This is a genomic window from Exiguobacterium sp. KKT215 (genome assembly GCF_055635335.1).
The window spans coordinates 1,922,070-1,945,542 of sequence record NZ_CM145756.1; the positions used below are offsets into that span (position 1 = coordinate 1,922,070).

Below are 23,473 nucleotides of genomic sequence, written 5' to 3' on the forward strand. Positions count from 1 at the left end.
CAAAAAAGCGGACACCGTCGTGTCCGCTTGCTTCACTTAATGATGGCCGTTCTAAAGAAATGATCGAACAGCTCGATGGCGACATCGATGGCCCGCTCATCCGGGTTGAGCGTCGATTGGTGAAGTCCCGACCCCATATCGTTCACGCCGAGCCAGACCATAAAGCCTGGAACTTGTTTCAGCATGTATCCGAAATCTTCACCGGTCATGGCCGGTACGCACGTCTTGTATGAGTATCCGACTTCCTCGACCGCTTCTTCGAATTGGAACAAATAACGTTCGTCGTTGACGACCTCGTGGTACCGGTTGCCGAACTCGAGGTCGATGTGGACGTTATACGTCATCTCCACCCCGGCGATGATTTGACGGATGCGTCGTTCGAGCACGACCATCTCCTTGTCCGACAAGGCCCGAATCGTACCGTCGAGCTTCGCCGTGTCCGCGATGATGTTCTCTTTCGTCCCAGCCATCACTTTCCCGATCGAGATGACCGCGCTGCCCATCGGGTCGATGTTCCGCGAGACGATTGTTTGCAGCTGCATAATCAACGCGGCCTGGACGATGACGGCATCAATTCCGGCGTGTGGGAAGGCACCATGCCCGCCTTTCCCATGAATCGTCAGATGCAACTCGCGCGCACTCGCGAATAATACACCTGGACGCGACGCGATTGTGCCGACAGGATATTCTGGTGCGACGTGAAGTCCGAACATCGCATCGGGACGGAAATGATAGAACAATTCCGACATGGCCATCGGCTCAGCTCCGCCCGGACCTTCTTCGGCTGGTTGGAAGAAGATGACGAGGTGATGGTCGAGCGGCTCTTCGACGGCTCGCTTAATCAACCCGAGAGCGATTGCCATATGAACGTCATGGCCACAGGCGTGCATCATCCCTTCATGGACCGAGGCAAACTCGAGGCCCGTCTCTTCGGTGATCGGTAAGCCGTCCATGTCGGCCCGGTAACCGATCGTCTTTTCACCGGCAAGCCCGTCGATGCGGACGAACAAACCGGTACGCCAATGCGAGATGTGCACGCGCGGCGAGTTCAAGGATCGAATCAGTTCCTCAAGCGTCGCCTGTGTCTTGAACTCTTCATAACCTCGTTCTGGAATCAAATGTAATTGCCGTCTTGCCTCAATTGCCCAACTCATTCCACACTCTCCTTCGTCACTTCATCAACAATCTCCCAAAACGCCTTCACTTGCGCCAACTCGAGCATCGACTCGGTCGATAACATCCACGTATCCCGGACGAGCGGAATCCCATCCGACGACGTGAGCGGAATCTTATTGATTGCCTCGACGTCGCGAATCGTCGACTCAGGTAAAATCGCGAATCCGATTCCGTGTAACGCCATCTGTTTGCACGTCTCGATTTGGTCGACGACGAGCGTCGTGAGCGGCGGGCTCGAGAAGCGCTCTTGCCACCACTCCAAAATTTCTTGATAATACGTCGAGTCGCTCTTGAATTGAATGAACGAACGCTCGTTATTCTTTAATTGTTTCAAATCGGTCATCCGCAAGTCGACCAGATGAAGCGAATCTGAGAACAATTTCATCTTCTCACCGCGCCAATCCGGATTCCCGCGAATGATGCCGATATGGAAATTTTCCTCTAGCATATAGCGCATCATCTCGCTTGACCAGCCCGTGACGAGTTTGACTCGAACCGATGGATACCGCTCGACGAATCGCTTCAAGACGCGCGGTAGCCAATACTGACCCATGATGGATGCGACAGCGATTTTTAATGTACCGTACACCTCACCTTGTTGCGCTGTCAACTCCCCACGCAGCTCCTGCTCCTCGCTATACATCTTCTTCGCGAAGTCGATGATTTTTTCACCGTCCGGCGTGAGCGCGAGGCCCCGTGTCGAACGGACAAAAATTTTCTTGCCCCACTGATGCTCGATTGTGACGAGGCGCTGACTGAGTGCGGGCTGGGAGACGAACAAGCGCTCCGCCGCTTTCCGCATATTCAACTCTTCGGCGAGGACGATTAACACTTCCACTTCTGATACTTGCATGACGTCACCTATTTCTCTATCGTTTCAAAGATTGTATACTGGATACGTTATTGCTTCACTGTATCATATCATGTTTGTCGATTAGTTTTGAATCGTCAGGAGGAAATCAGATGCAACGTCATCATTTTGCCTTTATTGTCGCCACCATCGCGACGCTCGGCAGTCTTTATTTCTCGGAAATCATGCTGTACGTGCCATGCAAGTTATGCTGGTTCCAACGCATATTTATGTATCCGCTCGCCATCTATTACTTGACGGTGCTTCTCTCGAACCGTGCTGTGAACAAATTGTTCGTCGGTCTCATGGCCGGGGCGGGTTGGGCAATCGCCCTCTATCACGTCATTCTCGAACGCATCCCGAACGGCGACGCGTTCTGCAGTAATGACTGTTTGATTCGTTGGGTGAACTACTTCGGATTCATCACGATCCCGCTGCTCAGCTTGATCGCGTTCACACTTATCTTGCTCATCCAATTCGTGCCGACACGCTCGAAGCGCTAATCTGTGATACACAAAAGAACCGGTCTACCGACCGTTTTTTTTGTTTGATTTACGATTGCTTTGGCCGGCATCCTTCGTTTCTGGGGCGATGCGGATGCCTCCGCAGCGCGAATCGCGCTTTACGGGGTCGTCCTTGCATCGCTCTCCCCTAGGAGTTCGGTTGCCGGCTTTTGGCATCGATTGATTTGTAGCATAGGGAAGTCCCTTCGATCCGGCCCGTGGCGCCCTGACTCATGCAGGAAAGCAATCCGACGAAGACCCCGCAGTGCCGGATTCGGCGCGAGGAGGCTACGGGATTGCCTGCTGAAAGCATGGGCGCCTAACGGGACGGTTCGAAAGTTACCATATAAAAAAGAACCAGCCGGGGGCTGGTTCTTAAGATCACTGCCACCACTCGTCATAGAGCGAGGCCGGCATATGGTGTTTATGGCGCGACCGTTTGAAGATTGTCTCAATCCGTTCAGCGATGGCTGGATCGACTGATTTCCCTTCGAGATAATCATCGAGTTGATCATACGTCATCCCGAGAGCGACCTCGTCCGGGAGTCCCGGTTTGTCATCTTCCAAATCAGCCGTCGGCACTTTGTAAATCAAGCTCTCATGCGCTTCAAGTTCATGGAGCAACGCTTTCCCTTGGCGCTTGTTCAATCCTGTGAGCGGCGTCAAGTCGGCCGCCCCGTCCCCGTGCTTCGTGTAAAAACCAGTGACGTATTCGGCCGCATGGTCCGTACCGACGACGAGGGCACCGTACGTGGCTGCGATGTCGTATTGCACTTTCATCCGCTCACGCGCTTTCGTGTTCCCTTTATGGAAGTCGCCAAGTTCGAGTCCCGTCGCTTCATGGAACGAGTTGGCTGAGGCATCGACGGCCGGTTTCACGTTGACCGTGAACGTTTTGTCCGGTTGAATGAAGTCGAGGGCACGTTTGGCGTCGGCCTCGTCATGTTGCTCGCCATATGGCAGACGGACGGCGTAGAATGTAAAGTCCGCACTTGTTTCCTCACGCAATTCTTCCATCGCCAGCTGGCAGAGCTTGCCGGCGAGCGTTGAGTCCTGTCCTCCCGAGATGCCGAGGACGAGCCCTTTCGCGCCTGCTCGTTTGACATAAGCCTTTAAAAAATCGATTCGGCGACGAATCTCTTCGGCTGGGTTGATGGATGGTTTGACGTGTGTCGTCTCAATAATATGTTGCTGCATTCTCAACTTCCTCCCTATCTGATATCGGTTTGCCTAATTGTCTGACAATCTATGAATGCCGTCAACTTGTTTCATTCCCGAAACAAAACGACGGAAACCTAAGTTTCCGTCGTCCGGTTATTGAATGCGGAACGATGCGACGTCGCCGCCGATCGGTGTCATCTCCAAGAATAATGCTTTTCCTGCCGGTGGTTCTTCATCCATTAAGACACCAAATGTGAAGCTGCCACTTGTCACTTCGGCCGCACCTTGGGCATATAGATTATGACCGTCCGACACGCTCCATTCGAACTCTTCGACGTCCGTGTATCCAGAAACATCAATCGCGTTACCGTTCAATTTGATGGCCACATCGCGGAACGAACCTTCCGTTTGCGCGGGTTGGTCGCTCGGCTCTTCAACGGGTTCTTCTGTCGTTTCTTCCGTCGTTTCTTCGGCCGGCTCTTCCGGTGTTTCTTCAGTCGGCACCTCGGAAGCTTCAACGGTCAGCGACTGTTGATCGGTGACCGCCATCTCAGGTGCACCTTCGACTTGGGCCAGACCGACGAAGTCCACCGTGTACTCACCCGCTTCGAGCGTGAGTGGGAATACTTCATCGAACACTTTCTTCTCACCTGGTGCCCACGTCTCTTCGATAATCGATTCTGTGAACATATATTCACTGCCATAGTCGAAGATGGTCGTATCCCCGTTCATCACCGTCATCTGAAAGCGTTGCGACGAATTGAACGTCACGTTGACGGGCTCCTCGTTCGGATTCGTCATCGATACCGTCGCCGACAACTGTTTGGACTCGGCATCGTAGCTCACGTCCGTCTCGAGTGTCAATAAGGCAGGCGGTGTCGACGCGTTACCGTCCACATCGCTCGGGTTCGCTTCTTCTTTGCTGCAAGCCGCGACGACCAACATCATCGCCGTAACGATTGCCAATAACCAAGTTTTCTTCACGTATCCCACTCTCCTCCGAAAAATAAAAAAACGTCTATAGCACTAGTGTAAACGTTCGTGCAGACGTTTGTAATGGGTTTACGGATATTATTCACCTTTATTATGAAACTTGGACGTTTTCCACGTATTGCTGCCATCCTGTCATGAACAACGCGTCAGCGACGTCGATATCGGACCGAACTTGTGCAGAGATCGAGAACGTCTCGCTGTGAATCGACTCAAAGATGACCGTTATCATACCATCGACGACTTCCTTATAGGCTACGAGTTCTGGTGTTTCTGCAAAAAGCATCATGAGTGTGGCTCCTTTTCGGTTATAAGATATGTATAGTGTATCAACGATTATATTGAGAATAACGTCCCATCGTTCGACAGGCCAAAAGACCCGTTTACCCAACTGTCGAATTGCTGGTATCGATTGTTAGTCATTTGGATGAATTATCAAATTATTCGTGCAAAAAGAGAGACGAATCGCAATCCGATTCGTCTCTCTTCCTGTAACTGTAAATAAATTAAATTCATGATTGTCGAATGATTTGTTACTTCGTTCGGTTTGAAATTTGTTGCCACACTGTCCCGAGTGCCGTTTCCCCGCTCGTGATCCGTTCTTTGGCAAGGCGTGCCTGCAACGACACCTCGAACTCACGATCGTCTTCGGCGATTTTGAGGGCGGGTACGGCCTGTTCATCTCCGCAGTCGAACAAGAATCGAGCGGCCCGCCACCGGACGAGCTTGCTCTTATCCTTGAGCGCCTCAATCATCGACGGTTGCGACTGCGGCAACGCCCAATCGGACACCGTGTCGCCGGCCGTACGCCGTACAATCGGTGACGAGTCGACGAGCGCCTGTTCGATATACGTGACATACTCTTCCCGATTCTCTTCGAACATGCCAATCATGACGACCGCTTGTCGACGGATGGCCATCACCTTGTCCTCGAGGGCGCGGCGGAAGTACACCATGTTGTCCGGGGTAATCTCGAGCTCGTCCAAGAACGCCAAACGTGCTTTCCAATCGTCTGATTGCAATTGGTTCGCATTGGCTTCATAGTCGGCTTCCCGGCCAAACGCCCGGGCGACGATGCGAGCGACCCGTTCTTCAGGATACGCCGCCTCGAGCTCTTCTTGCGCGACGACACTCACATCCTCGAGCTCGCCGTAACGCGGGGCTTGTTCGACCCAGCGTCGGTCTTGGATGACGTTTTTCACTTGGGCCTGCACGTCAAGTGCGGCGTCGACGAACCGTTTTGACAGACCGACCCGTTTTTCCGAATCGCCTTTGACGAGTTTCAATTGCATCGGCACATCGAGGACGAACTGGACCGAGACGTGCACCGGTTCGTAGTCCGCCGCCATTTGGCTTGCCTCGACTTCCGGCACGTCTTCCCCGAACGCGCGGCGAATCTCGTTCATGACGTCGTGCCAGTCATGTTTCGGATGGCGTTCGACGGCGAGGAAGTCGGAGACAGCGTAGACCGACTTGACCCCGCGTAAGCCGACGATGTCTTCAATGATCGGCGGCATATCACGGCTCGCCTTGTCATACGTGACACCACGGCCCGTGAACGCCGGTTCGACGATAATCTTCAAGTTATTTGGACTTGGAGTTGGTTCGATTGCTACTAATTTCATTCTCATCACCTCACTCTCAATCGTGACGAAAACGACAAAAAAACGCAAGCGAGTCGCTTGCGTCGTGAACAATCAAAATAGGGCGATGAACTGTTGGAGCGAATACTCTTCTCCTTCGACGATGAACGTATCATCTGCTGACACAGGCTCAAGGAAGAAGCGCTTCTCCCCATTGACTTTGACGTATCCGAAGATATGGCTCGTTTGATAGAACAATTCCACAATCGTCACCCGGCCGAACGTCATCCCGTCATTGATGATTGCCCGGTCCTCCAACTCGCCGCCATTATACAGTTCAATATACGTTTGCATGTTTGTCGTCGCTCCCTTTGTGTTTGTTTTCACAATTCATTTCTATCAAACAATCAGGGCGACTTCAAGTTAATTTTTTGCGTGACGCTTCCAAAAATCAATCCAGTTATAATACTCGGATAACACTCGGTCGATTTGTTGCCGAGACTTTTCATCATGTAATCCAGTATCATCAATCTTTTCTTTACAATGCGTGATAAAGATTTCATTTCCTGGTAAAACGTTAGCACGATTTGTGGCAAATACTTGACGGAGATGAATTTGACATCGCGCCGTCCCAAGCATACCCGGAGACGCCCCGGCAATCATGACCGGTTTCTCACGGAGCGGCGTGCCTGGTTCGAGCGACAGCCAATCGATTGCGTTCTTCAACACACCCGGGATGCTGTGGTTATATTCCGGGGTGACGACGAGCAGACCGTCCGCCTCACGCACGGCTCGTTTGAAGTCGCGCACGACTTCGGGTTCATCCGGGTCGATCAAGTCGTCGTTATAGAGCGGCATCTCAATCGAAGCAATCTCGACGTCGAACCGATCTTGGCCAAGCTCGATGATGGAATGGAGCAGCGCCGTGTTGTATGACGCCTTACGAAGACTTCCTGATACGGCAACGAGTTTGAATTTAGACATCCTGTACCTCCTTGAGCCAATCATTGATGAGTTGCGCTTCTCGTTCTGGCTGTTCCATCATCCCCATATGGCTAGCCGGTACCGTCTGTTTCGTATGACGGTCCGCCCCTAGGAAAGCGCGTTCCGCATCCATGTTCGGATCACTAGATCCATAGAGGAAGAGACCGGGCAAGTTCGTCGACCGGACCGTCTCCGTTTCATCGGCACGGTCGCGAATGGCCATCTGCGCGGAAATGATTCCTTCTTTTGACATCTCGTAGCCGATTTGCTTGGCGCGTTCAATCAACGCGGTGTCGGAATCAGCGGCAAACACACCCGGAATCATCGTGTCGATGAACGGATGTACCCCTTCTTCCATCACTCGTTCGATGGCTTCATTCCGCTTCACTTTGGCCGTCTCTGGATCAGCCGCCGCCGTCGAATGAATCAATCCGAAACCGGATAGCGCGTCCGGATGACGGCGGACGAGGTTGGTCGTGATGTAGCCCCCGAACGAATGACCGAGCACGATTGGACGCTTGAGATTGCGCAGTTTCATCTCAGAAAGTACCCAATCCGCAAACTGATCCATCGTCTCTGGTCCGGCCTCCGTCCCGGCATGTCCCGGTAATGTCAGCGCGTATACGTCCGCGTCCATCAATGGGATGAGTTCCTCAAAATAATCAGGTGATCCACACAATCCATGTAACAGCACAACTTGTCTCAACGTCATTCCTCCCTTTCGTTCCATTCGTCTTTCAAGAGACGATACATCGTCAAATCCATGAAACGTCCGTGACTATAGGCATAGTCATGGAGCAATCCTTCCTCCGTAAAGCCGAGCTTTTGCACCAACCGGTTCGACCCTTCGTTCCCTGGAGCGACGAGCGCCGAGATCCGATGAAACTTGAACTCGTCAAACCCGTATCGAATGACGGCAGACGCCGCCTCGAACGCGACACCCCGGCGCCAATGGCTCGGCGCGACCTCGAAGCCAATTTCGGCTCGAAAATACTGCGGGGTCCAGTTGTGAAAGCCGATCGTCCCAATCAGTTCGTTCGTGTCGCGGTCACAGATTGCCCAGCGAATCGCTTTTCCTTGCTGAAATTGATCTTTGAAATAAGCGATGACGTTCTTCGCCTCATAGACGGCCAGCAGAGGATCGGACCCGTAATAACGCATCACTTCCTCGGTCGAAAGAATCACATAGAGCGCCCTCGCGTCACGGGGTTCGAGTTCCCTCAAAATGAACCGGCTCGTCACGAGCTCGGGAAAGCTTTTTTTCAACCCCCACATATGGAATCCGCCTTTCTGCTTCTTTTCCTCAATTATAACCATTTTCCCAAAAAAACCATCATCTCAATCCTCTAGAACCGCTCAAACATGGCGCGCCACGAAAGGATTTGCTAAAATCAAACTATAGTGACTTCGAACTGAGGGGATAATTATGTCAAAACAGTTGTTCTATATTAAACAAGACCGAGAACTGCAACGTTTTACACTGCATGGCGTCACTTTAAACGATGTCACCGAGGCGTTATCACTCGCCCGCCCGATGATTATTTGTCGGACGGACATGAAAGGGATGAGACAGTCGTCCCGGACCCGGTTCCGCTATATCGAGGCGCACGAACTGTCGACGTTCTCGACCAAGTATTTAAATAACCAAACGAGTTTCACCGCCATCGACTTTCCTGACTATCATCTGCTTGAATCGCTATCGGATCACGAAATCGCTGAAATTTTGTTCCTCAGTCATATGGAACGTGGCTTAAAAGGACCTTTCTTGAACTCGATTCAAAACGAGATTGCCTTCTTCAACGAATCGAACGATCGTCATAGCAGCCTGTACATAAAAGACTGGTCGACGATCTCGCACTTCTTGCAGAGCGTGCTGCAAAGCAAGCTCGACCGCGACATTCGCAACATCAGTTTCGTCCCGATCCCGCTCCCGGTCATTGATGAGATTTTGGCGTTATCACCGCAAGGGTTGATTATCGATTTCGATCATACGAAGCGGAGCCTGTTCAATCGGCAAGTCTCGATTGCCTTCTATGTCGCCGGGCGTTACGAGGACATGTCGGTGCTCGAAGAAGACTTTGATGCGAAAAAAGAATCGATCGCGTTGAAAGGACAATTGACGTATCGCCGTCGTACTTGGGAGATTGAACGATTTTGAGTTCACCCGTGCAATAATCTTTATCGAACCTGAGCCAATCAGGTTCTTTTTTGTTATCCCGCTCATACGGATTACGTTTCAAATCCCATCACCAAGCGCCTGAGACACTATTTTTAAAAATTGATAACAAATTGTCTTAATTTTTCGTTAAATTAACTCTTTTCTTTTATCGCGAGGAGGGTATACTAGGAATAACCTTCTGGAGGAATGGAAGGCAATATAGAGAAAGCGAGGTGAAAATCTATTCATCACGCGGATGAATAGATACACGAGATGGAACAACTGAAAGTACAGGGAATGTCTTCGTTCACCAAGTTTGCGACGAATGGAAAAATGCTGAAACTAAAAGATGCAGTAGCCGGCGAGCAACGGATTTCGCTTCAAGAAGCGACCGATATTCAAGTCTCAATGCTCGACGAGGACCATTCGCGCTTCACTATATTCGGTCAGTCACACCCACTTGTCGAACTGACCCTTCCTCACCATTCTTGTGAAGTGTTACATGCCTGGTTATTACACAAGTTAAAACGACAAAAAATCAAATTGGCTTCTAACGCCTAAATGAACAAAGCGCGTTCCTCTTATGAGGACGCGCTTTGTTCGTTTTTCCGATAAATCGTCACGCCGCCGTGTTTCGCTTCACCCACGACTTCAAACAGCCAGCCCTTGTCGACCAAAAGTGAACGGACCGTCAAAAAGTCGTCTTTTGGGACGATGAGTTCGTCGACCGTCCCGTCGAGAAGTTCTTGAATTTTTGGTTCCCACTCGTTCATTTCACTTCATCCCTCTCCGTTTGTTGTCGGTTTGCCCAGGCGAACAATCGTTCACTCGTCTGCATCACATTTTCCGGTACGAACACATCTTCCGGCACCTGAGGATGCGACGCGACCGGCTCATCGATGGCGAGCACGACCGTTTCACCGAGTGCCCGCTCCACATAATCGGCTACAAACGCGATCCGTTCACCGTACGTTTTTGGCGCAGCGTCGTCGAGGGCGACCGCATAGGCCACATCCACTTCGTTGTCCTTTAATAAGACTCGGCCCGAATCGAGGATGGCGAACGGCGGGACCGCGTCGACATGAAACACTTCATAGGCTCGATACGCCGTCTCATCGCACGATAAGAGCGGCACGAAGCGTCGTTGTCCCGTCCACTTCTTGAGTTGGAACAACGTTCGCATCGCCGTGAATGACTTGGCCCCGGACGCATCTTTTTCGACCAAAATCGTCGGTGCGTCGGCCGCGTCCGCTCGAGTTTGGTCCATGAACAACCATGTTTCGACTTGTGAGACTAAAATCAATTTCGTTTCCTCCTTATTACTTCTGACCCTGCCACGATGACGAGCGCGACGAGCCACCCGCCGATGACGTCACTGAAATAGTGGACGTTCAAGATGACCCGGCTGAACGAGACGGCCAACACCATCGCGACAAGCAAGCCGAACCCGATCAAGTTTTCATTGCGGCGGTACATCAATATCGCCAGCATACCGTACAAGGCGAGTGATCCAGAGGCGTGACCGCTCGGGAAGCTATAAGTCGTCGCGTCGAGCGCGGCATCGATTGACGGTCGGTCAACCCCGAACACGAGCTTCAACACTTGTGTCACGAGAAGCGTGGCGATGACGACAATCGGCAAACGGAACGCCTCAAAGCGGTTCCCTCGCCATAAGAAATAGAGCATGCCAATAATGGATAGACCAATCAACACTTTCACACTGCCGAGCTCGGTCACATAAACGAACAATGGTCCAGCGAGCGGTTCAAGCAAAGCCGTGACGAAGCGGTCGACCGGTACGACCCAACCTAAAACGACGACCACCGAGAAGAGAACGAATCCAATCGTCCCGGTGATCGCCAGCTCTTGTAAGCGAGAAGTCATCAATACAACCCTTTCCGTTCCCGCATCTCGTCTTCGCCGAAGTCGGTCATGTCACGCAGACGGTGCGCCAACCGACCTGAGGCGTTCGCCGCGATGGCACCGACGAGGTCATCCATGAACGTATGGACTTGGCCGTCGTCCATTTTCGTGTCGAGCTGTTTGATGATCCCGATTTTCGCTTTGTCTAAGTATCCGAACGTCGTCACGGCAATCGAACCATATGTGTTGACGGCCCCGATCGCAATCGTCTCATCGACACCGAACAACCCTTCATCCGACGCCACGATTGACAAGAGCGGCTCCGACAATTGCCCGCGCTCGGCGAGCATGTCGAGTTCCGACCCGACGAGAATCGCGTGTTGGAGCTCGCGTTTATCTAACACGGCCTCGACCGAGTCCATGCAGTCTTTCAATGATAAGTGTGGCGAATACGGTGCTTGCATTTGATAGACGATTTCGGCGATCGATTCGATCGATACGCCCCGTTCAATCAAGCGAGCCCGTGCCGCGTCGCGTACATCGCGTGAGTGTGGTACATGTTTCATCATAGATGCGGGAACATTCCCGCTACACATCCTTTCATCTCGAGAAGAGCTTCTCGAAGTACTCAATGTCTATTATACTGAAAACTCGAAAAAAAGACTAAGCCCGCTTTGACTTCATTCATTAAATCGGTCATCATAAAAAAGTAGACCACTTTATAAAGGGGGAACTGGAATGAAGATTGGGGTAGTCTTATTTCCATCAAAACAAGTTCAAGACTTCGCCAACTCGTATCGGAAGCGATACGACACGAAGTATGCGTTGATCTCACCTCACGTGACGATCAAGGAACGCACTGAAATCGACGAGGCCGATTTGCCGAAAGTGCTCGAGTATCTCCAGCAAGTCGCAGACTCGACCAAACCGGTTCAATTGAAAATCGACGGGGTCCGCTCGTTCGCACCGACGAACAACGTCCTCTACTTAAAAGTATTGCCGACGCGCGAACTGTCAGCGCTTCACGACAAACTGCACGACGGTCTGCTCAAGCAGCCTCCGAAATACGAGTTTCTGCCGCATATCACCATCGGTCAAGATTTGACCGATGCCGAACTGTTCGACGTGCTCGAACGGATGCGAATGGAACAAGTGCATTTCGAGGAGACGATCAATCGCATGGCCGTCATGTATGAGCTCGAAAACGAAACATGGAACGTCTATGAGACGTTCCGGTTCCGCGGATAAGATTACACGCTCCGGTCGACGAAACGACCGGGGCTGTTTTGTTGTTCGGCTTCTAACCATTCTTCTTGACGGGGCCGGATTCGTTGGACACGTTGAATGCGTGTGACCGGCTCGATATTCGCCCGTTCTGTTGGTTGAACTTGGCGATTTCCATATTGGACGACTGTGAAATCAATCTGATAAGGACCCATGATCCAACCTCCTTCACAAGTCCTTACCCGAAATTCTTCAACGATAATACAAAAAAGAGCGTATCGCTACGCCCTTCCCCATCTTTATAAAATGTGATAACCGCTATCGACGTGGATGACTTCACCTGTCACGCCGCTGCCCATGCTCGACAAGAGGAACAGGCCGGTCGAGGCCACTTCTTCTACCGAGACGTTGCGGCGCAATGGCGCTTTTTGCTCGAGTTCAGACAAGATGCTGTTAAAGTCGCCGACTCCTTTAGCCGACAACGTCCGAATCGGGCCAGCCGAGATCGCATTGACGCGGACGCCGTGTGGGCCGTACTCGTTTGCCAAATATTTGACGCTCGAGTCGAGCGCCGCCTTGGCGACACCCATCAAGTTATAGTTCGGGACGACGCGTTCGCCGCCGAGATATGTGAGCGTGATGACCGATGCATCTTCTGCGAAGTACGGTTTGGCCGCTTTGACGACAGCCGTCAAGCTGTATGCCGAAATATCGAGCGCTTGCGCGAACTGGCCGCGTGTCATCTCTGAGAATTCACCGCGGAGTGCTTCTTTGTCTGCGAATGCGATCGAGTGCGCAATCCCTTGAATCGGGCCTGCTTGTTCATGAATCGTCCGGAACGTCGTGTCGATGGCTTCGTCGTTCGTGACGTCACACTCTAACAGCAAGGCTTCTCCGTTCAAGTCGGCTGCAAGCGACTCGAGTCCTGACTTGAAGCGTTCGCCCGCATATGTGAGCACGAGCTTCGCGCCTGCTGCGTCGAGCGTCTTCGCGATTCCCCAAGCGATCGAGCGTTTATTGGCGATTCCCATGACGACATACGTCTTATTCGTTAACGTTGGATAGATTGACATCGTAAACTCCCCTTTTTTAGTACCTGGTGATAATATCTGTTATCAGATTACAGAATGGTGTCTGTTTTGTCAACTAGCGCGTAACGTATTGCGATTTTTTTAACTTACGGTAAGATAAAATACGTAGAGAAAGGGTGAGACGACTTCATCATGAACCGCATTCAATCTTATTTTAAAAGTTTAGACACAACACTTTTGACAATCGTCTTTTTCTTGATGATCATCAGTTTAGGTGCCATCTATACGGCCCAACCGATGTTGCCGACGCGATTGCAACATATTAATTTCGCATTTGACCAAGGAATCCGCTACATCATTGGGTTCTTCGCCATGTTCGCCATCATGACCATCGAATATGAACAGTTGCGAAAAATACACTGGTATTTGTATGGCTTCGGGTTATTGCTACTAGCCGGTTTGATTCCGCTCCGCGATACGACTCTCGTTCCGAACATCAACGGGGCGTACGGCTGGTATAACGTACCGGGCTTCAGTTTCCAGCCAGCCGAATTCATGAAGTTGTTCTTACTTATTTCCATGGCGACGATCGTCTATGACCATAATAAACGCTACGGTTCGTCCCAACAGGACACATGGCTATTAATGAAATTGGTGCTTCTCGCCATTCCGCCTCTCGCGCTGATTGTGACGCAACCAGACTTAGGCACAGGGCTCGTGTTGATCACGATGCTCGGAGCGATTATCATCGTGTCTGGTATCGGGTGGAAGTGGTTGCTCGGATTGTTCAGCGCCGCTGCCTTAACGATCGGTGGCTTCATGTATTTGTTCTTCTCGCATTTCGAGTTGTTACAAAGTTTCGTGCCAGGCCACGCCTTGAATCGATTCCAAGCTTGGATTTACCCGTATGAGTATTCCGATGACCTGGCGTTCCAGTTAATCAAATCGCTTCAAGCGATTGGGTCTGGCCAAATGTTCGGGGCCGGCTATGGACAAGGGCTCGTCTATCTTCCTGAGTCGCAAACCGACTTCATCTTCGCCGTCATCGCCGAGCATTATGGCTTTATCGGGGCAGCGATCGTGATTATCGTTTTCTTCTTGTTCTTGTACCGAATGATTCATATCGCCCTCGAAGCGAGCAGTCCGTTCGGAAGCTACATCGTCACGGCCGTCATCGCCATGTTCACGTTCCAAATTTTCCAAAACATCGGGATGACGATCGGCGTCCTCCCGATCACCGGTCTGACGTTACCGTTCATCAGTTATGGTGGGACCGGGATCATCATGAACATGATCGCCATCGGGCTCGTCATGAACGTCGCCTCTAAATCAAAAACGTATATGTTCGACGACGACTAAACAATAGTCCCGCACTCATCCGAGTGCGGGACTATTGTTGTTACAGGATGAATTGGAAATCAGTCGGGTCAGGGGCTTGGATGAACAGCTTCTCGCCGGTCAATGGATGATTAAACGCCGCCGAAGCGCTATGGAGCGCATGACGGTCGAGAACAGTCTTGCCACCGTACATCGTATCCCCGAGCAACGGATGGCCGATATGGCGCAGATGGACCCGGATTTGATGCGTCCGACCGGTCTCAAGGGCAATCGATAGTGCCGTATATGCGCCATGCGCCTCCGCTTCGAGAATATGTGTGACAGCATGCTGTCCGTCCGCTGTCACGATTCGCTCCATAATCGAATCGGGGGCGCGGCCGATTGGGGCATCGATCGTCTGTGGTTCAAGCGGCCCTTCGACTAACGCGAGATACGTCCGCGACAAGCCGCCAGTCTGTTGCAACTCGCTAAAGCGATGATGCACGTATGCATATTTTGCGAACAGGACGACCCCGCTTGTGTCACGGTCGAGCCGGTTGATGACGTGAATCGCCGACTGCAATCCAATCTGTTCATAATAGCCGAGCACGGCGTTGGCGAGTGTATCATCCGGATGGAGCCGGGACGGGATTGTCGCAATGCCTGCCGGTTTGTCGACCGCGAGCAAATAGTCATCCTCAAATAGGATCGTGAGCGGCCGCTTGGAACGGACCATCGTCTCTGCGGGCTGTTCGACCGGGAAGTGGACGGTCACTGCCTCCCCTGCTCGGATGTCATAGCGGACGGTGCGAGGCTTGCCATCGACGAGGATGAGGCCACCTTGTTTGATTTGGGTCAACATCTTTCGTGAGATGCCACAGTCTGTCATTAAAAAGTCGCGCAACGGGACGGTTGTCTCCGCGACGCGACGCAATGTAAATCCGTACATCGGTTACTTCCCTTCTTCAATGAACGATTCGCGGACCCGTCGCCAAAATGGGAACGGCCGGAACCGGGCAAACGTCACTTTTTCTTTCGCGACCGCACAGCGGATGGAGCGCACGTTCGACCACGACAACGCTTCTTGATGATCGAACGCAAGTTCAAACTCGGTTTTCGTGTGCGGAGCAATCTTCACTTGATGATGTTTCGGCAATAAGAGCGGTGACCCGATCGTGCGGTACACCAAGTTGTTAATCGACGCCATCTCCGTCACTTGAATTGCCTCGATGGACGGATGGACGATGGCCCCGCCGAGCGCTTTGTTATAGGCCGTCGACCCGGACGGCGTCGAGATACACAACCCGTCGCCCCGGAACGTCTCGAAGTAATCATCGCGAATCGATAAGTCACAGACGAGTGTGCGCTTATAGTTTTTAATCGTACATTCGTTCATGGCGAGCTGTCGATCGGTCGTCCCATCCTCGTAATCGATGAGTACCTCGACAAGCGGGTATGACACCGGTTCGAACGACTCGCTTGTAATCATCTCCGTCAACTCATCGAGTTCATCCGGTTGCCAGTCGGCGTAAAATCCGAGATGGCCTGTGTGGATGCCGACGAGCAACGTCTGATCGAGCCGGTCGATATACTCGTGGAACGCCTGCAGCATCGTCCCGTCGCCTCCGACTGAGACGACAATGCGTGGCTCTTTCGAAACCGAATGCCCCGCTTCGGTCAATTTATTCGTCAACTCTTGCGCGATGTCAGCCGACCGCGCGTCTCCCCGTGCTACAATCGCAAACTGCATGCCGTGGCCCCCTAGTCTTGGTCCGTCTGGACGTTCATTTCTTTATCCCGGAACACTTGCTGTGCATCTTGAATCTCGACGCGAAGCTGGCTCATCTCGGCATCCAGCAAGAACGCCGCCTCGGCCGCTCGCCGCAGACGCTCTTGAACTTCGAGCGGCATATCCCCGTCGTATTTATAGTTAAGCGAATGCTCGATTGTTGCCCAGAAGTTCATCGCGAGCGTCCGTACTTGGACCTCGACGAGTGTCGGGAACTCGCCATGAATCGTTTGCACCGGGTACTCGAGAATCAAATGGTACGAGCGATAGCCCGATTCCTTTTGGTTCGTGATATAGTTACGTTCCTCGACGATTTTAAAGTCGGTCCGATGATGGAGCAGTTCGAGGACGTGGACGATATCGTCCACGAATTGGCACATGATGCGGAGTCCGGCGATATCTTGCATCTCCGTCGACAATTTATCATAAGGAATCTGCTTTCGCTTCGCCTTCTCGAGGATGCTGCCGACCGGTTTCACTCTTCCGGTGACAAACTCAATGGGAGAATGGTCATTTTGAGATTTATATTGCTTTCGAATCGCCTTGAATTTCACTTTCAGTTCATCGACCGCGATTTGATACGGCACTAAATATTGATCCCAATCCATGGATTGCATATGCTGTCACCACTTTCGTTCGTATCGGAAAGCCCTGCTTTTTCCGTATGTATCCGATTGTATGGTATCATAAACCAACAATTGTTCATAGAATGGAGCGATGATTTATGACCCAAGAAGTGGAAATTGAATTTAAATCGATGTTGACAAAAGACGAGTACGAAATGTTGCTCGCCGCCTACGATTTGACAGACGAAGTGAAATGGCAAGCCAACGACTACTTTGACACGCCGACGTTCGAACTGAAGAACCATGGTGCCGCCCTTCGCATCCGTGAGAAAAAGAACGGCCAAGTGCTGACACTGAAGCAGCCGCATGAAGTCGGCTTGCTCGAGACGCACGCCGCCATCAACGAAGAGGAAGCCGAGAACTTGTTCAAATACGGCATCATCCACGATGATCAAATGACGGCCGCGCTCGCTCCATTCAACTTGTCTGGACCGCTCGAACACCTCGGCCGTCTCGAGACGAAACGGGCCGAAATCGCGACACCGGACGGCCTACTCGTCCTTGATGAAAGTCATTATTTGGAGATTCACGACTACGAAATAGAATTTGAAGTGACCGACGAGGCGAGAGGGAAAATCGCTTTCGAACAGCTCCTTCGCGAGCATGGCATTCCTCTTCGTCCCGCTAAAAATAAAATCGTTCGATTCATGGAAGAAAAGGTGCGTCGAAATCAAGGTTGAGCAGATACGTTGCCAACCTTTTTTTTTCGTTGCTACAATGAGCATACGATATATTTGATTTTTGTTTACGAGAGGAGGCGACACAATGGAACTAGAACAATGTAATGAGTCATCCTGTTCACTGGAAGAATCTCCTATCCAAGCAACCTATAAACCATTAGAGTTATTCTATTTCATGGACATTTCTGATCCAGATGGACTTCATGTGATGACGCTCATTAAAAAGCTCGAACTTGAATACGGGCATTTGATTCGTTTCCGTATGGTTTCGACGGTTCCTAGTTGTGTTGGCGGATGTCAAGAAGAGGTTCGCCTTCTCACGATGATTAAGGCTATGGAGTTACAAGGGAAACGTCATGCGATGCGCTTCTTACGCCATCTGCATATAAACGATATCTTTTTGAAGGATGGCTCTAGCGACAGCGACTTGTGGGAAATTGCCCGCTCGTTCGTCGATTACGGGCTCGACATCGAGGAGTTGGCGGCCGATATCCAATCCAATCAACTGCTCAGCGCTTTAGCTGTTGACCATGAGATCTTAAAAGATTGGGAAATTGAGTCACTTCCTGCTTTGACGTTCGTCACGCGTGACGAAGCACTCAAAATCGAAGGATTGTACCCGTATGACGTCTATCAGGCCGTCATGGCCGAACTGCTCGGTTACGTCCCAACCCGGGAGTCCGAGTGGAACGTCGAGAAAGTATTGGGGCGCTACGATGCCTCGACCATCACCGAGCTCGCCTTCATCTTGGAGCTCGAGAAGCCGGTCATCGAGAGAGAACTGAAAAAACTGTCACTCCAGCAACGGTGCCGACCTGTTCCAGGTTGCAGCGGACAAGCTTGGGCGACGAATAAATGACACAACAAAACCCACGGCCGGGGAGCCGTGGGTTTTTTGCGATGTTCTCCGCGGGGACGGAAAACATCACGACCCGAGTATCTATACAGATCACAGGTTGGGAGAAAGTTTACGGTCAATAAAGGGGTTTGTGATTGATTTCACACTTATAATATACCGAGACGGGCGCCACGTGACAAGCACTTTGTTCATATTGTCACATAATGTTCACGCCATACTTCTTATTGAAATAATAACGTCTCCATTTCGTCGAGGACGGCCTCGAACTGATCGAGTGCTGCGAGCACCGGCGCTTTCGTCGTCATATCGACGCCGGCCGCCTTCAATACTTCAATCGGATAGTCGCTCGAACCGGCCTTCAAGAACTTGTCGATGTAACGACGGACAGCTGGTTCGCCTTCTTCCATGATCTGTTGCGACAACGCGGCCGATGCTGAGATCCCTGTCGCGTACTGATAGACGTAGTAATTGTAATAGAAGTGCGGGATACGGGCCCATTCAAACGCAATCTCACCATCGATAACGAGTTCGTCTCCGAAGTATCGCTTGTTGAGCTCGAGATACGTCTCATTCAAATACTCAGGTGTGAGCGAGACGCCTTCTTGGGCCGCTTTATGAATCATGTGCTCGAACTCGGCGAACATCGTCTGACGGAACAGTGTGCCCCGGAACGTTTCGAGCTGATTGTTCAACAGATAGAGCCGCTCCTGGCGGTCCGTGCGCGTCTTCAACAAATAATCGTTCAAGAGCGCCTCGTTCGTCGTCGAAGCCACTTCAGCCACGAAAATCGAGTAGTCCCCGTACGGATACGGCTGCGTCGCACGCGTATAATGGCTATGGACCGAATGGCCGAACTCATGGGCGAGCGTGAACAAGTTGTTGACGTTGTCCTGCCAGTTCATCAAGATGAACGGTTGCGTGTCGTACGCGCCTGATGAATAGGCGCCACTACGCTTACCACGTGTCTCACGAACGTCGACCCAACGTGAAGCAAGTCCGTCTTTGACGATTTGGACGTACTCGTCTCCGAGCGGCGCGAGCCCCTCGACCATCAAGTCTTTCGCTTCGGCATACGGAATTTTCATGTCCACGTCTTTGACGAGCGGCGTATACAAGTCGTACATATGCAACTCGTCCACACCAAGTGCCCGTTTCCGGAGCGCGACATAACGGTGCAACAAGTCGAGACGTTCGTTCACCGCCTCCACGAGCCCGTCGTATACGGATTCTGGAATGGCATTATGATGAAGCGCCGCTTGGCGGGCGCTCTCGAACTTGCGGACCGTCGCATAGAAGTTGTCTTTTTTCACGCTACCTGACAACGTCGAGGCGAACGTGTTCAAATATTGCTCGTACGTCCCGTACATCGCCTTGAATGCGCCTTCGCGGACGCTGCGGTCACTTGATTCGAGGAAGGTGATATAGCGGCCATGCGTCAATTCGACGTCTTCGCCTTTCTCGTTCTTCACTTTCGGGAACTTCAAGTCGGCGTTGTTGAGCATGCCGAACGTCGAGCTCGACTGCCCGAGGACGTCACCGGCTTGGGCGAGAATCGCCTCTTCCGCTTCCGTCAACACGTGTGGACGTTCTTGTGCCAACTCGTCGAACGCGTGGCGATAGACGTTGAGTGACTCGTGCTCACTCATGAACGCCTCGATTTGGCTTTCGTCGATGGCGAGCAGCTCTGGCGTCATGAACGCGAGCTGAGCCGAGATTTGGGCGGCGAGAGAACCGGCACGGTCGTTCAGTGCCTGATAATGGCTGTTCGACGTATCCTCGTCGTAGCGCATATGGGCGTATGTATACAGCTTATGCAATTGACGCGAAATGTCGTCGCGCAGTTGCAGACCTGCGAATAAAGAAGCCGCTGATTCTCCGAGTTTCCCTTTGAACTCGACCAAGGCCGGTACGCTTGCTTTTAGCGCCTCAAAATCTTGTTCCCAAGCTTGATCGTCTGCATAAATCGTCTCTAAGTTCCACGTCTCCTCGACGGGTACTTGTTGTCGTGTAAGTACTTCTGACATATGTCCACTTCCTTTTCTTAGTTTGTATACGATTTCGCCATGAATCGCTGAAACCCTTGAAAGTATCGAAAATCGTGAAGCAACGCCGTGTCTAACGTCTTAGGCACGTGCCAATCGCGCACCGCCTCCGTCACGTCGAATACGTTCAACAGCTGTCTCCATTGTACTTCAAACGCTTGCAGAAAGTCGCTTGTCGGGGTCACGTCGAACTGGCGGCACGTCTTCTCGATGCTCCAATTGACGGAGTCTCCGGGGCAATCCCGTCGATTCAAGTAGAGCACCGTCTGGAACATGAACGGATGGACATGGACCCCCCACAGTGACGGCAACGGCAAATAACAGTAGCTCGGTAACAACGAGGGCAACATCCCGAGCGGATACAGTCGGTTCAAGATGAGGCGGCGATACTGTGGCGTCGGATAAGGTGGCGTCATCCGCCTCCGCCGAATGACTTGGGTCCAACGATGGGCATCGAAGCCATAATATGCCGCGAACGGCGAGACATCGAACGAGGTCGCGACCTGCCATTGCCCGACGCCCGCTCGGATGGAGACCGGAAAGCCGACGAAGCGGTATAACGCCTGTCCGGTCGGGACGACCAGGCTATGTCGTCGGGCCAGTTCGGCCCGCATCCACGGTTTGAACGTTGTCACACCCCCGGGCTGCAGCCCGCTCGCCAGCCAGACGACGTCAAGTCCATTGTCGCGATAATGTTTCGTCCGGTCGACGTAAGACTCGATTGAGAGCGTGGACGCCTGGATTTCGACGACGAGCCGTGTATCGTCGCGTACTGCCACCAAATCGGCACGACGTGCGCCGATGACGACTTCTTGCTCGACTTCATACCCTTGCCCTTGAAGCCATTGCCGCACTCCCCATTTGTCTTCATGGTGTCCGGTCGACTCGCCGCATCCGCAAGGATTGACGTGGGCGAAATGGAGACGCCGTTTCACACCTTGCCTGACGATGACCCGTTCCCCGCATTCTGGGCACGAAAAAGGGGCAAACGGTTCAATCCGCCCCCGACTGAGCGTAAGGGCATCCACATACCCTCCAGTTCGACCGATGGCAAATCGCATCCCGCTTCCCCCTCATAATAGTGGTGAAAACATTCGGGCCAATGATTCGACGAGTTTGATGAAGTAGGATCGTTCCGAGAACGCCCGAATCTCCAACTCGTGTGACCCTTCAAAGTCTTTATACAAATCTTGTTTGAGCTGATGGACGGAGTTCGTGTTATACAAGAGCGCGTTCACCTCGAAATTGAGGTGGAAACTTCTGAAGTCCATATTCGCCGTTCCGATTGTCGCCAACCCATCGTCGACGACGATGACTTTCGAATGCATGAACCCTTCCTCATACAAGTAAATCTTGACCCCGGCGCTGAGTAGTTCCTCAAAATATGAGCGACTCGCATAAAAGACAATTTTATGGTCCGGATAGCTCGGAAGCACGATACGGACATCGATACCTGATAACGAAGCGGTCTTGAGCGCGCTCATGATGTCCTCGTCTGGAATCAAGTACGGGGACGAGATGTATACCGACTTCTTGGCCGCATTGATCAGCGCGAAATAAATCGATTTCATCGTCTCGTACGGCTCATCCGGTCCGCTCGCCACAATCTGTACGCCGCCACTCGCACTTCGCACCGTCTCGAGCGGCTCTAGATAGAACGGCGTGAATAGACGCTCACCCGTCATGTAGTACCAGTCCTGCAAGAAGATGAGCTGGAGTTCCGACACCCCTTCCCCTCTGACGTATAGATGCGTGTCACGCCAAAAACCGAACTTCGAATGCTCGCCCAAATATTCATCTCCGACATTCAACCCGCCTGTGAACGCCTCTGTTCCATCGATGACGACGATTTTCCGATGGTTCCGATAGTTCGTCTTACTCGAAACGAGCGGCAGGACGACCGGGAAGAACGCTTTGACATGGACACCTGCTTGGCGCATCTCGTCAAAGAACGTCCCGCTCGTATGAATCGAGCCGACCGCGTCATATAGAAAGCGCACCTCGACCCCTGCCTTCGCCTTCTGAATCAAAATCCGTTGAATTTCCCGAGAAATACGATCTTCCCGGAAAATATAATATTCGAGATGGATGTGGCGGGTCGCCCCTTTCAAAGCGGGCAACAACTTCGAGAACTTCTGTTGTCCATTCGTCAGCACTTGCGTATACGTGTTCGACGAAACGGGTAATTGATTCAGAGACGACGTCAAATGGAGCAACTTCTCATAATCGTCATGAGAGAACATGAGCGACGGCGACAACGTCATCGCCTTCTGTCGATAAGCGAGGTACGTCTCTTCGTCCAACATGGCCTTCTCTTTGAACATGCGCTTCCGGCGATAGTTCTGTCCGAACACAAAATATGCGAACAGCCCGACGACCGGGAAGCCGAGCATGACGATGGCCCAAATGAGCGTCCGCTGCGGATTTCGATTCTCGAGCAGGATGACGAGCAGGATGCTGAACGTCGTCAAAAAGACGAGCACCGAGAACAACCCGATCACTTGCGAGCTCCAGTAATACGATAATACGGCAATGAGACCTGCGAGCAAAATCAGGGATAAAAGTACTTGTATGCGTCGCAACATATTATAAACTGACCTCGTTTCTGTCTTGTATTATCATAATTATACAACTTAA

The 23,473-nt window shown here is 51.9% G+C and carries 29 protein-coding genes; 7 read left to right on the forward strand and 22 right to left on the reverse strand.

Annotated features, from left to right (window positions below):
• Positions 1–32: 32 nt before the first annotated feature.
• Together ACZ2GZ_RS09985 and ACZ2GZ_RS09990 are read right to left on the reverse strand one after the other, a co-directional pair.
• Positions 33–1,154: an N-acetyldiaminopimelate deacetylase gene (locus ACZ2GZ_RS09985; protein WP_131471124.1), complete on the reverse strand. Its 1,122-nt coding sequence runs from the start codon at positions 1,152–1,154 to the stop codon at positions 33–35.
• Positions 1,151–2,029 (reverse strand): LysR family transcriptional regulator, encoded by an 879-nt coding sequence (locus tag ACZ2GZ_RS09990; RefSeq protein ID WP_021066984.1) that lies wholly within the window; start codon positions 2,027–2,029, stop codon positions 1,151–1,153. The genes ACZ2GZ_RS09985 and ACZ2GZ_RS09990 overlap by 4 nt, the downstream gene beginning before the upstream one ends.
• A 110-nt stretch (positions 2,030–2,139) precedes the next feature.
• Here ACZ2GZ_RS09990 and ACZ2GZ_RS09995 point away from each other — a divergent pair, with 110 nt between their 5' ends.
• Positions 2,140–2,529 carry a disulfide bond formation protein B gene (locus ACZ2GZ_RS09995; protein WP_021066983.1) on the forward strand — a complete coding sequence of 130 codons (390 nt, stop codon included), beginning with the start codon at positions 2,140–2,142 and terminating at the stop codon, positions 2,527–2,529.
• 381 nt (positions 2,530–2,910) lie between these two features.
• Here ACZ2GZ_RS09995 and nadE read toward each other — a convergent pair whose 3' ends face one another.
• The 8 genes from nadE to ACZ2GZ_RS10035 all read right to left on the reverse strand — a co-directional run bounded on the left by nadE (position 2,911) and on the right by ACZ2GZ_RS10035 (position 8,522).
• On the reverse strand, positions 2,911–3,726 hold the full coding sequence (gene nadE, locus ACZ2GZ_RS10000) for an ammonia-dependent NAD(+) synthetase (protein ID WP_214829845.1): 816 nt from the start codon (positions 3,724–3,726) through the stop codon (positions 2,911–2,913).
• A gap of 117 nt (positions 3,727–3,843) precedes the next feature.
• Positions 3,844–4,674, reverse strand: a complete 831-nt coding sequence (locus ACZ2GZ_RS10005) for a BsuPI-related putative proteinase inhibitor (RefSeq protein ID WP_353048035.1) — start codon at positions 4,672–4,674, stop codon at positions 3,844–3,846.
• Positions 4,675–4,774: 100 nt separating this feature from the next.
• Positions 4,775–4,969 (reverse strand): hypothetical protein, encoded by a 195-nt coding sequence (locus ACZ2GZ_RS10010; RefSeq protein ID WP_021066980.1) that lies wholly within the window; start codon positions 4,967–4,969, stop codon positions 4,775–4,777.
• 244 nt (positions 4,970–5,213) lie between these two features.
• A complete protein-coding gene (locus tag ACZ2GZ_RS10015; protein ID WP_029595766.1) occupies positions 5,214–6,305 on the reverse strand; it encodes a virulence factor in 1,092 nt (363 codons plus the stop codon).
• 72 nt (positions 6,306–6,377) lie between these two features.
• Positions 6,378–6,617, reverse strand: coding sequence for a hypothetical protein (locus ACZ2GZ_RS10020; protein WP_214714096.1), 240 nt, complete (start codon positions 6,615–6,617; stop codon positions 6,378–6,380).
• Between the two features lie 69 nt (positions 6,618–6,686).
• Positions 6,687–7,247, reverse strand: a complete 561-nt coding sequence (locus tag ACZ2GZ_RS10025; RefSeq protein ID WP_021066977.1) for an NADPH-dependent FMN reductase — start codon at positions 7,245–7,247, stop codon at positions 6,687–6,689.
• Positions 7,240–7,953 (reverse strand): alpha/beta fold hydrolase, encoded by a 714-nt coding sequence (locus ACZ2GZ_RS10030; RefSeq protein ID WP_214713866.1) that lies wholly within the window; start codon positions 7,951–7,953, stop codon positions 7,240–7,242. The genes ACZ2GZ_RS10025 and ACZ2GZ_RS10030 overlap by 8 nt, the downstream gene beginning before the upstream one ends.
• A 2-nt stretch (positions 7,954–7,955) precedes the next feature.
• Positions 7,956–8,522, reverse strand: coding sequence for a GNAT family N-acetyltransferase (locus tag ACZ2GZ_RS10035; protein ID WP_021066975.1), 567 nt, complete (start codon positions 8,520–8,522; stop codon positions 7,956–7,958).
• Positions 8,523–8,673: 151 nt separating this feature from the next.
• Between ACZ2GZ_RS10035 and ACZ2GZ_RS10040 the strand changes: the two genes are divergently transcribed.
• Positions 8,674–9,405 (forward strand): hypothetical protein, encoded by a 732-nt coding sequence (locus ACZ2GZ_RS10040; RefSeq protein ID WP_021066974.1) that lies wholly within the window; start codon positions 8,674–8,676, stop codon positions 9,403–9,405.
• A 273-nt stretch (positions 9,406–9,678) separates the two neighbouring features.
• The gene (locus ACZ2GZ_RS10045; protein ID WP_029595769.1) at positions 9,679–9,966 is read left to right on the forward strand and encodes an FHA domain-containing protein; all 288 of its coding nucleotides are present in this window, start codon (positions 9,679–9,681) and stop codon (positions 9,964–9,966) included.
• Between the two features lie 20 nt (positions 9,967–9,986).
• Here the strand turns inward: ACZ2GZ_RS10045 and ACZ2GZ_RS10050 are convergent, their stop codons facing one another.
• The 4 genes from ACZ2GZ_RS10050 to ACZ2GZ_RS10065 are packed head-to-tail and all read right to left on the reverse strand — an operon-like array spanning position 9,987 to position 11,834.
• Positions 9,987–10,178: a hypothetical protein gene (locus ACZ2GZ_RS10050; RefSeq protein WP_058763287.1), complete on the reverse strand. Its 192-nt coding sequence runs from the start codon at positions 10,176–10,178 to the stop codon at positions 9,987–9,989.
• Positions 10,175–10,708 (reverse strand): hypothetical protein, encoded by a 534-nt coding sequence (locus ACZ2GZ_RS10055; protein ID WP_214713868.1) that lies wholly within the window; start codon positions 10,706–10,708, stop codon positions 10,175–10,177. The genes ACZ2GZ_RS10050 and ACZ2GZ_RS10055 overlap by 4 nt, the downstream gene beginning before the upstream one ends.
• On the reverse strand, positions 10,705–11,289 hold the full coding sequence (locus ACZ2GZ_RS10060) for a phosphatase PAP2 family protein (RefSeq protein ID WP_214713870.1): 585 nt from the start codon (positions 11,287–11,289) through the stop codon (positions 10,705–10,707). The genes ACZ2GZ_RS10055 and ACZ2GZ_RS10060 overlap by 4 nt, the downstream gene beginning before the upstream one ends.
• Positions 11,289–11,834, reverse strand: a complete 546-nt coding sequence (locus ACZ2GZ_RS10065; RefSeq protein WP_029595773.1) for a phosphatidylglycerophosphatase A family protein — start codon at positions 11,832–11,834, stop codon at positions 11,289–11,291. The genes ACZ2GZ_RS10060 and ACZ2GZ_RS10065 overlap by 1 nt, the downstream gene beginning before the upstream one ends.
• A 172-nt stretch (positions 11,835–12,006) precedes the next feature.
• On the opposite strand from ACZ2GZ_RS10065, the gene ACZ2GZ_RS10070 reads away from it, so the two are divergent.
• Positions 12,007–12,516 (forward strand): YjcG family protein, encoded by a 510-nt coding sequence (locus tag ACZ2GZ_RS10070; RefSeq protein WP_021066965.1) that lies wholly within the window; start codon positions 12,007–12,009, stop codon positions 12,514–12,516.
• Positions 12,517–12,518: 2 nt separating this feature from the next.
• On the opposite strand, the gene ACZ2GZ_RS10075 is transcribed toward ACZ2GZ_RS10070, so the two are convergent.
• Both ACZ2GZ_RS10075 and fabI read right to left on the reverse strand, forming a co-directional pair.
• Positions 12,519–12,707 (reverse strand): hypothetical protein, encoded by a 189-nt coding sequence (locus ACZ2GZ_RS10075; protein ID WP_021066964.1) that lies wholly within the window; start codon positions 12,705–12,707, stop codon positions 12,519–12,521.
• Positions 12,708–12,791: 84 nt separating this feature from the next.
• Positions 12,792–13,565, reverse strand: coding sequence for an enoyl-ACP reductase FabI (gene fabI / locus ACZ2GZ_RS10080; RefSeq protein ID WP_058763280.1), 774 nt, complete (start codon positions 13,563–13,565; stop codon positions 12,792–12,794).
• 150 nt (positions 13,566–13,715) lie between these two features.
• Here fabI and ACZ2GZ_RS10085 point away from each other — a divergent pair, with 150 nt between their 5' ends.
• Positions 13,716–14,882, forward strand: a complete 1,167-nt coding sequence (locus ACZ2GZ_RS10085; protein ID WP_021066962.1) for an FtsW/RodA/SpoVE family cell cycle protein — start codon at positions 13,716–13,718, stop codon at positions 14,880–14,882.
• Between the two features lie 40 nt (positions 14,883–14,922).
• Here ACZ2GZ_RS10085 and ACZ2GZ_RS10090 read toward each other — a convergent pair whose 3' ends face one another.
• The 3 genes from ACZ2GZ_RS10090 to yjbM are packed head-to-tail and all read right to left on the reverse strand — an operon-like array spanning position 14,923 to position 17,246.
• Positions 14,923–15,789 carry an RluA family pseudouridine synthase gene (locus ACZ2GZ_RS10090; protein WP_214713872.1) on the reverse strand — a complete coding sequence of 289 codons (867 nt, stop codon included), beginning with the start codon at positions 15,787–15,789 and terminating at the stop codon, positions 14,923–14,925.
• A gap of 3 nt (positions 15,790–15,792) precedes the next feature.
• The gene (locus ACZ2GZ_RS10095) at positions 15,793–16,590 is read right to left on the reverse strand and encodes an NAD kinase (protein WP_021066960.1); all 798 of its coding nucleotides are present in this window, start codon (positions 16,588–16,590) and stop codon (positions 15,793–15,795) included.
• Between the two features lie 11 nt (positions 16,591–16,601).
• Positions 16,602–17,246, reverse strand: a complete 645-nt coding sequence (yjbM, locus tag ACZ2GZ_RS10100; RefSeq protein WP_021066959.1) for a GTP diphosphokinase — start codon at positions 17,244–17,246, stop codon at positions 16,602–16,604.
• A gap of 107 nt (positions 17,247–17,353) precedes the next feature.
• Here yjbM and ACZ2GZ_RS10105 point away from each other — a divergent pair, with 107 nt between their 5' ends.
• Positions 17,354–17,935, forward strand: coding sequence for a CYTH domain-containing protein (locus ACZ2GZ_RS10105; protein ID WP_214713874.1), 582 nt, complete (start codon positions 17,354–17,356; stop codon positions 17,933–17,935).
• An 85-nt stretch (positions 17,936–18,020) separates the two neighbouring features.
• Positions 18,021–18,794: a DsbA family protein gene (locus ACZ2GZ_RS10110; RefSeq protein ID WP_021066957.1), complete on the forward strand. Its 774-nt coding sequence runs from the start codon at positions 18,021–18,023 to the stop codon at positions 18,792–18,794.
• A gap of 221 nt (positions 18,795–19,015) precedes the next feature.
• Here ACZ2GZ_RS10110 and pepF read toward each other — a convergent pair whose 3' ends face one another.
• From pepF to cls, 3 genes are read right to left on the reverse strand one after another with little or no spacing between them, the layout of a single operon-like run.
• On the reverse strand, positions 19,016–20,818 hold the full coding sequence (pepF, locus tag ACZ2GZ_RS10115) for an oligoendopeptidase F (RefSeq protein ID WP_131471117.1): 1,803 nt from the start codon (positions 20,816–20,818) through the stop codon (positions 19,016–19,018).
• Between the two features lie 17 nt (positions 20,819–20,835).
• The gene (locus ACZ2GZ_RS10120) at positions 20,836–21,897 is read right to left on the reverse strand and encodes a competence protein CoiA (protein ID WP_214713876.1); all 1,062 of its coding nucleotides are present in this window, start codon (positions 21,895–21,897) and stop codon (positions 20,836–20,838) included.
• A 12-nt stretch (positions 21,898–21,909) separates the two neighbouring features.
• A complete protein-coding gene (gene cls / locus ACZ2GZ_RS10125) occupies positions 21,910–23,421 on the reverse strand; it encodes a cardiolipin synthase (protein ID WP_029595781.1) in 1,512 nt (503 codons plus the stop codon).
• Between the last annotated feature and the right edge of the window lie 52 nt (positions 23,422–23,473).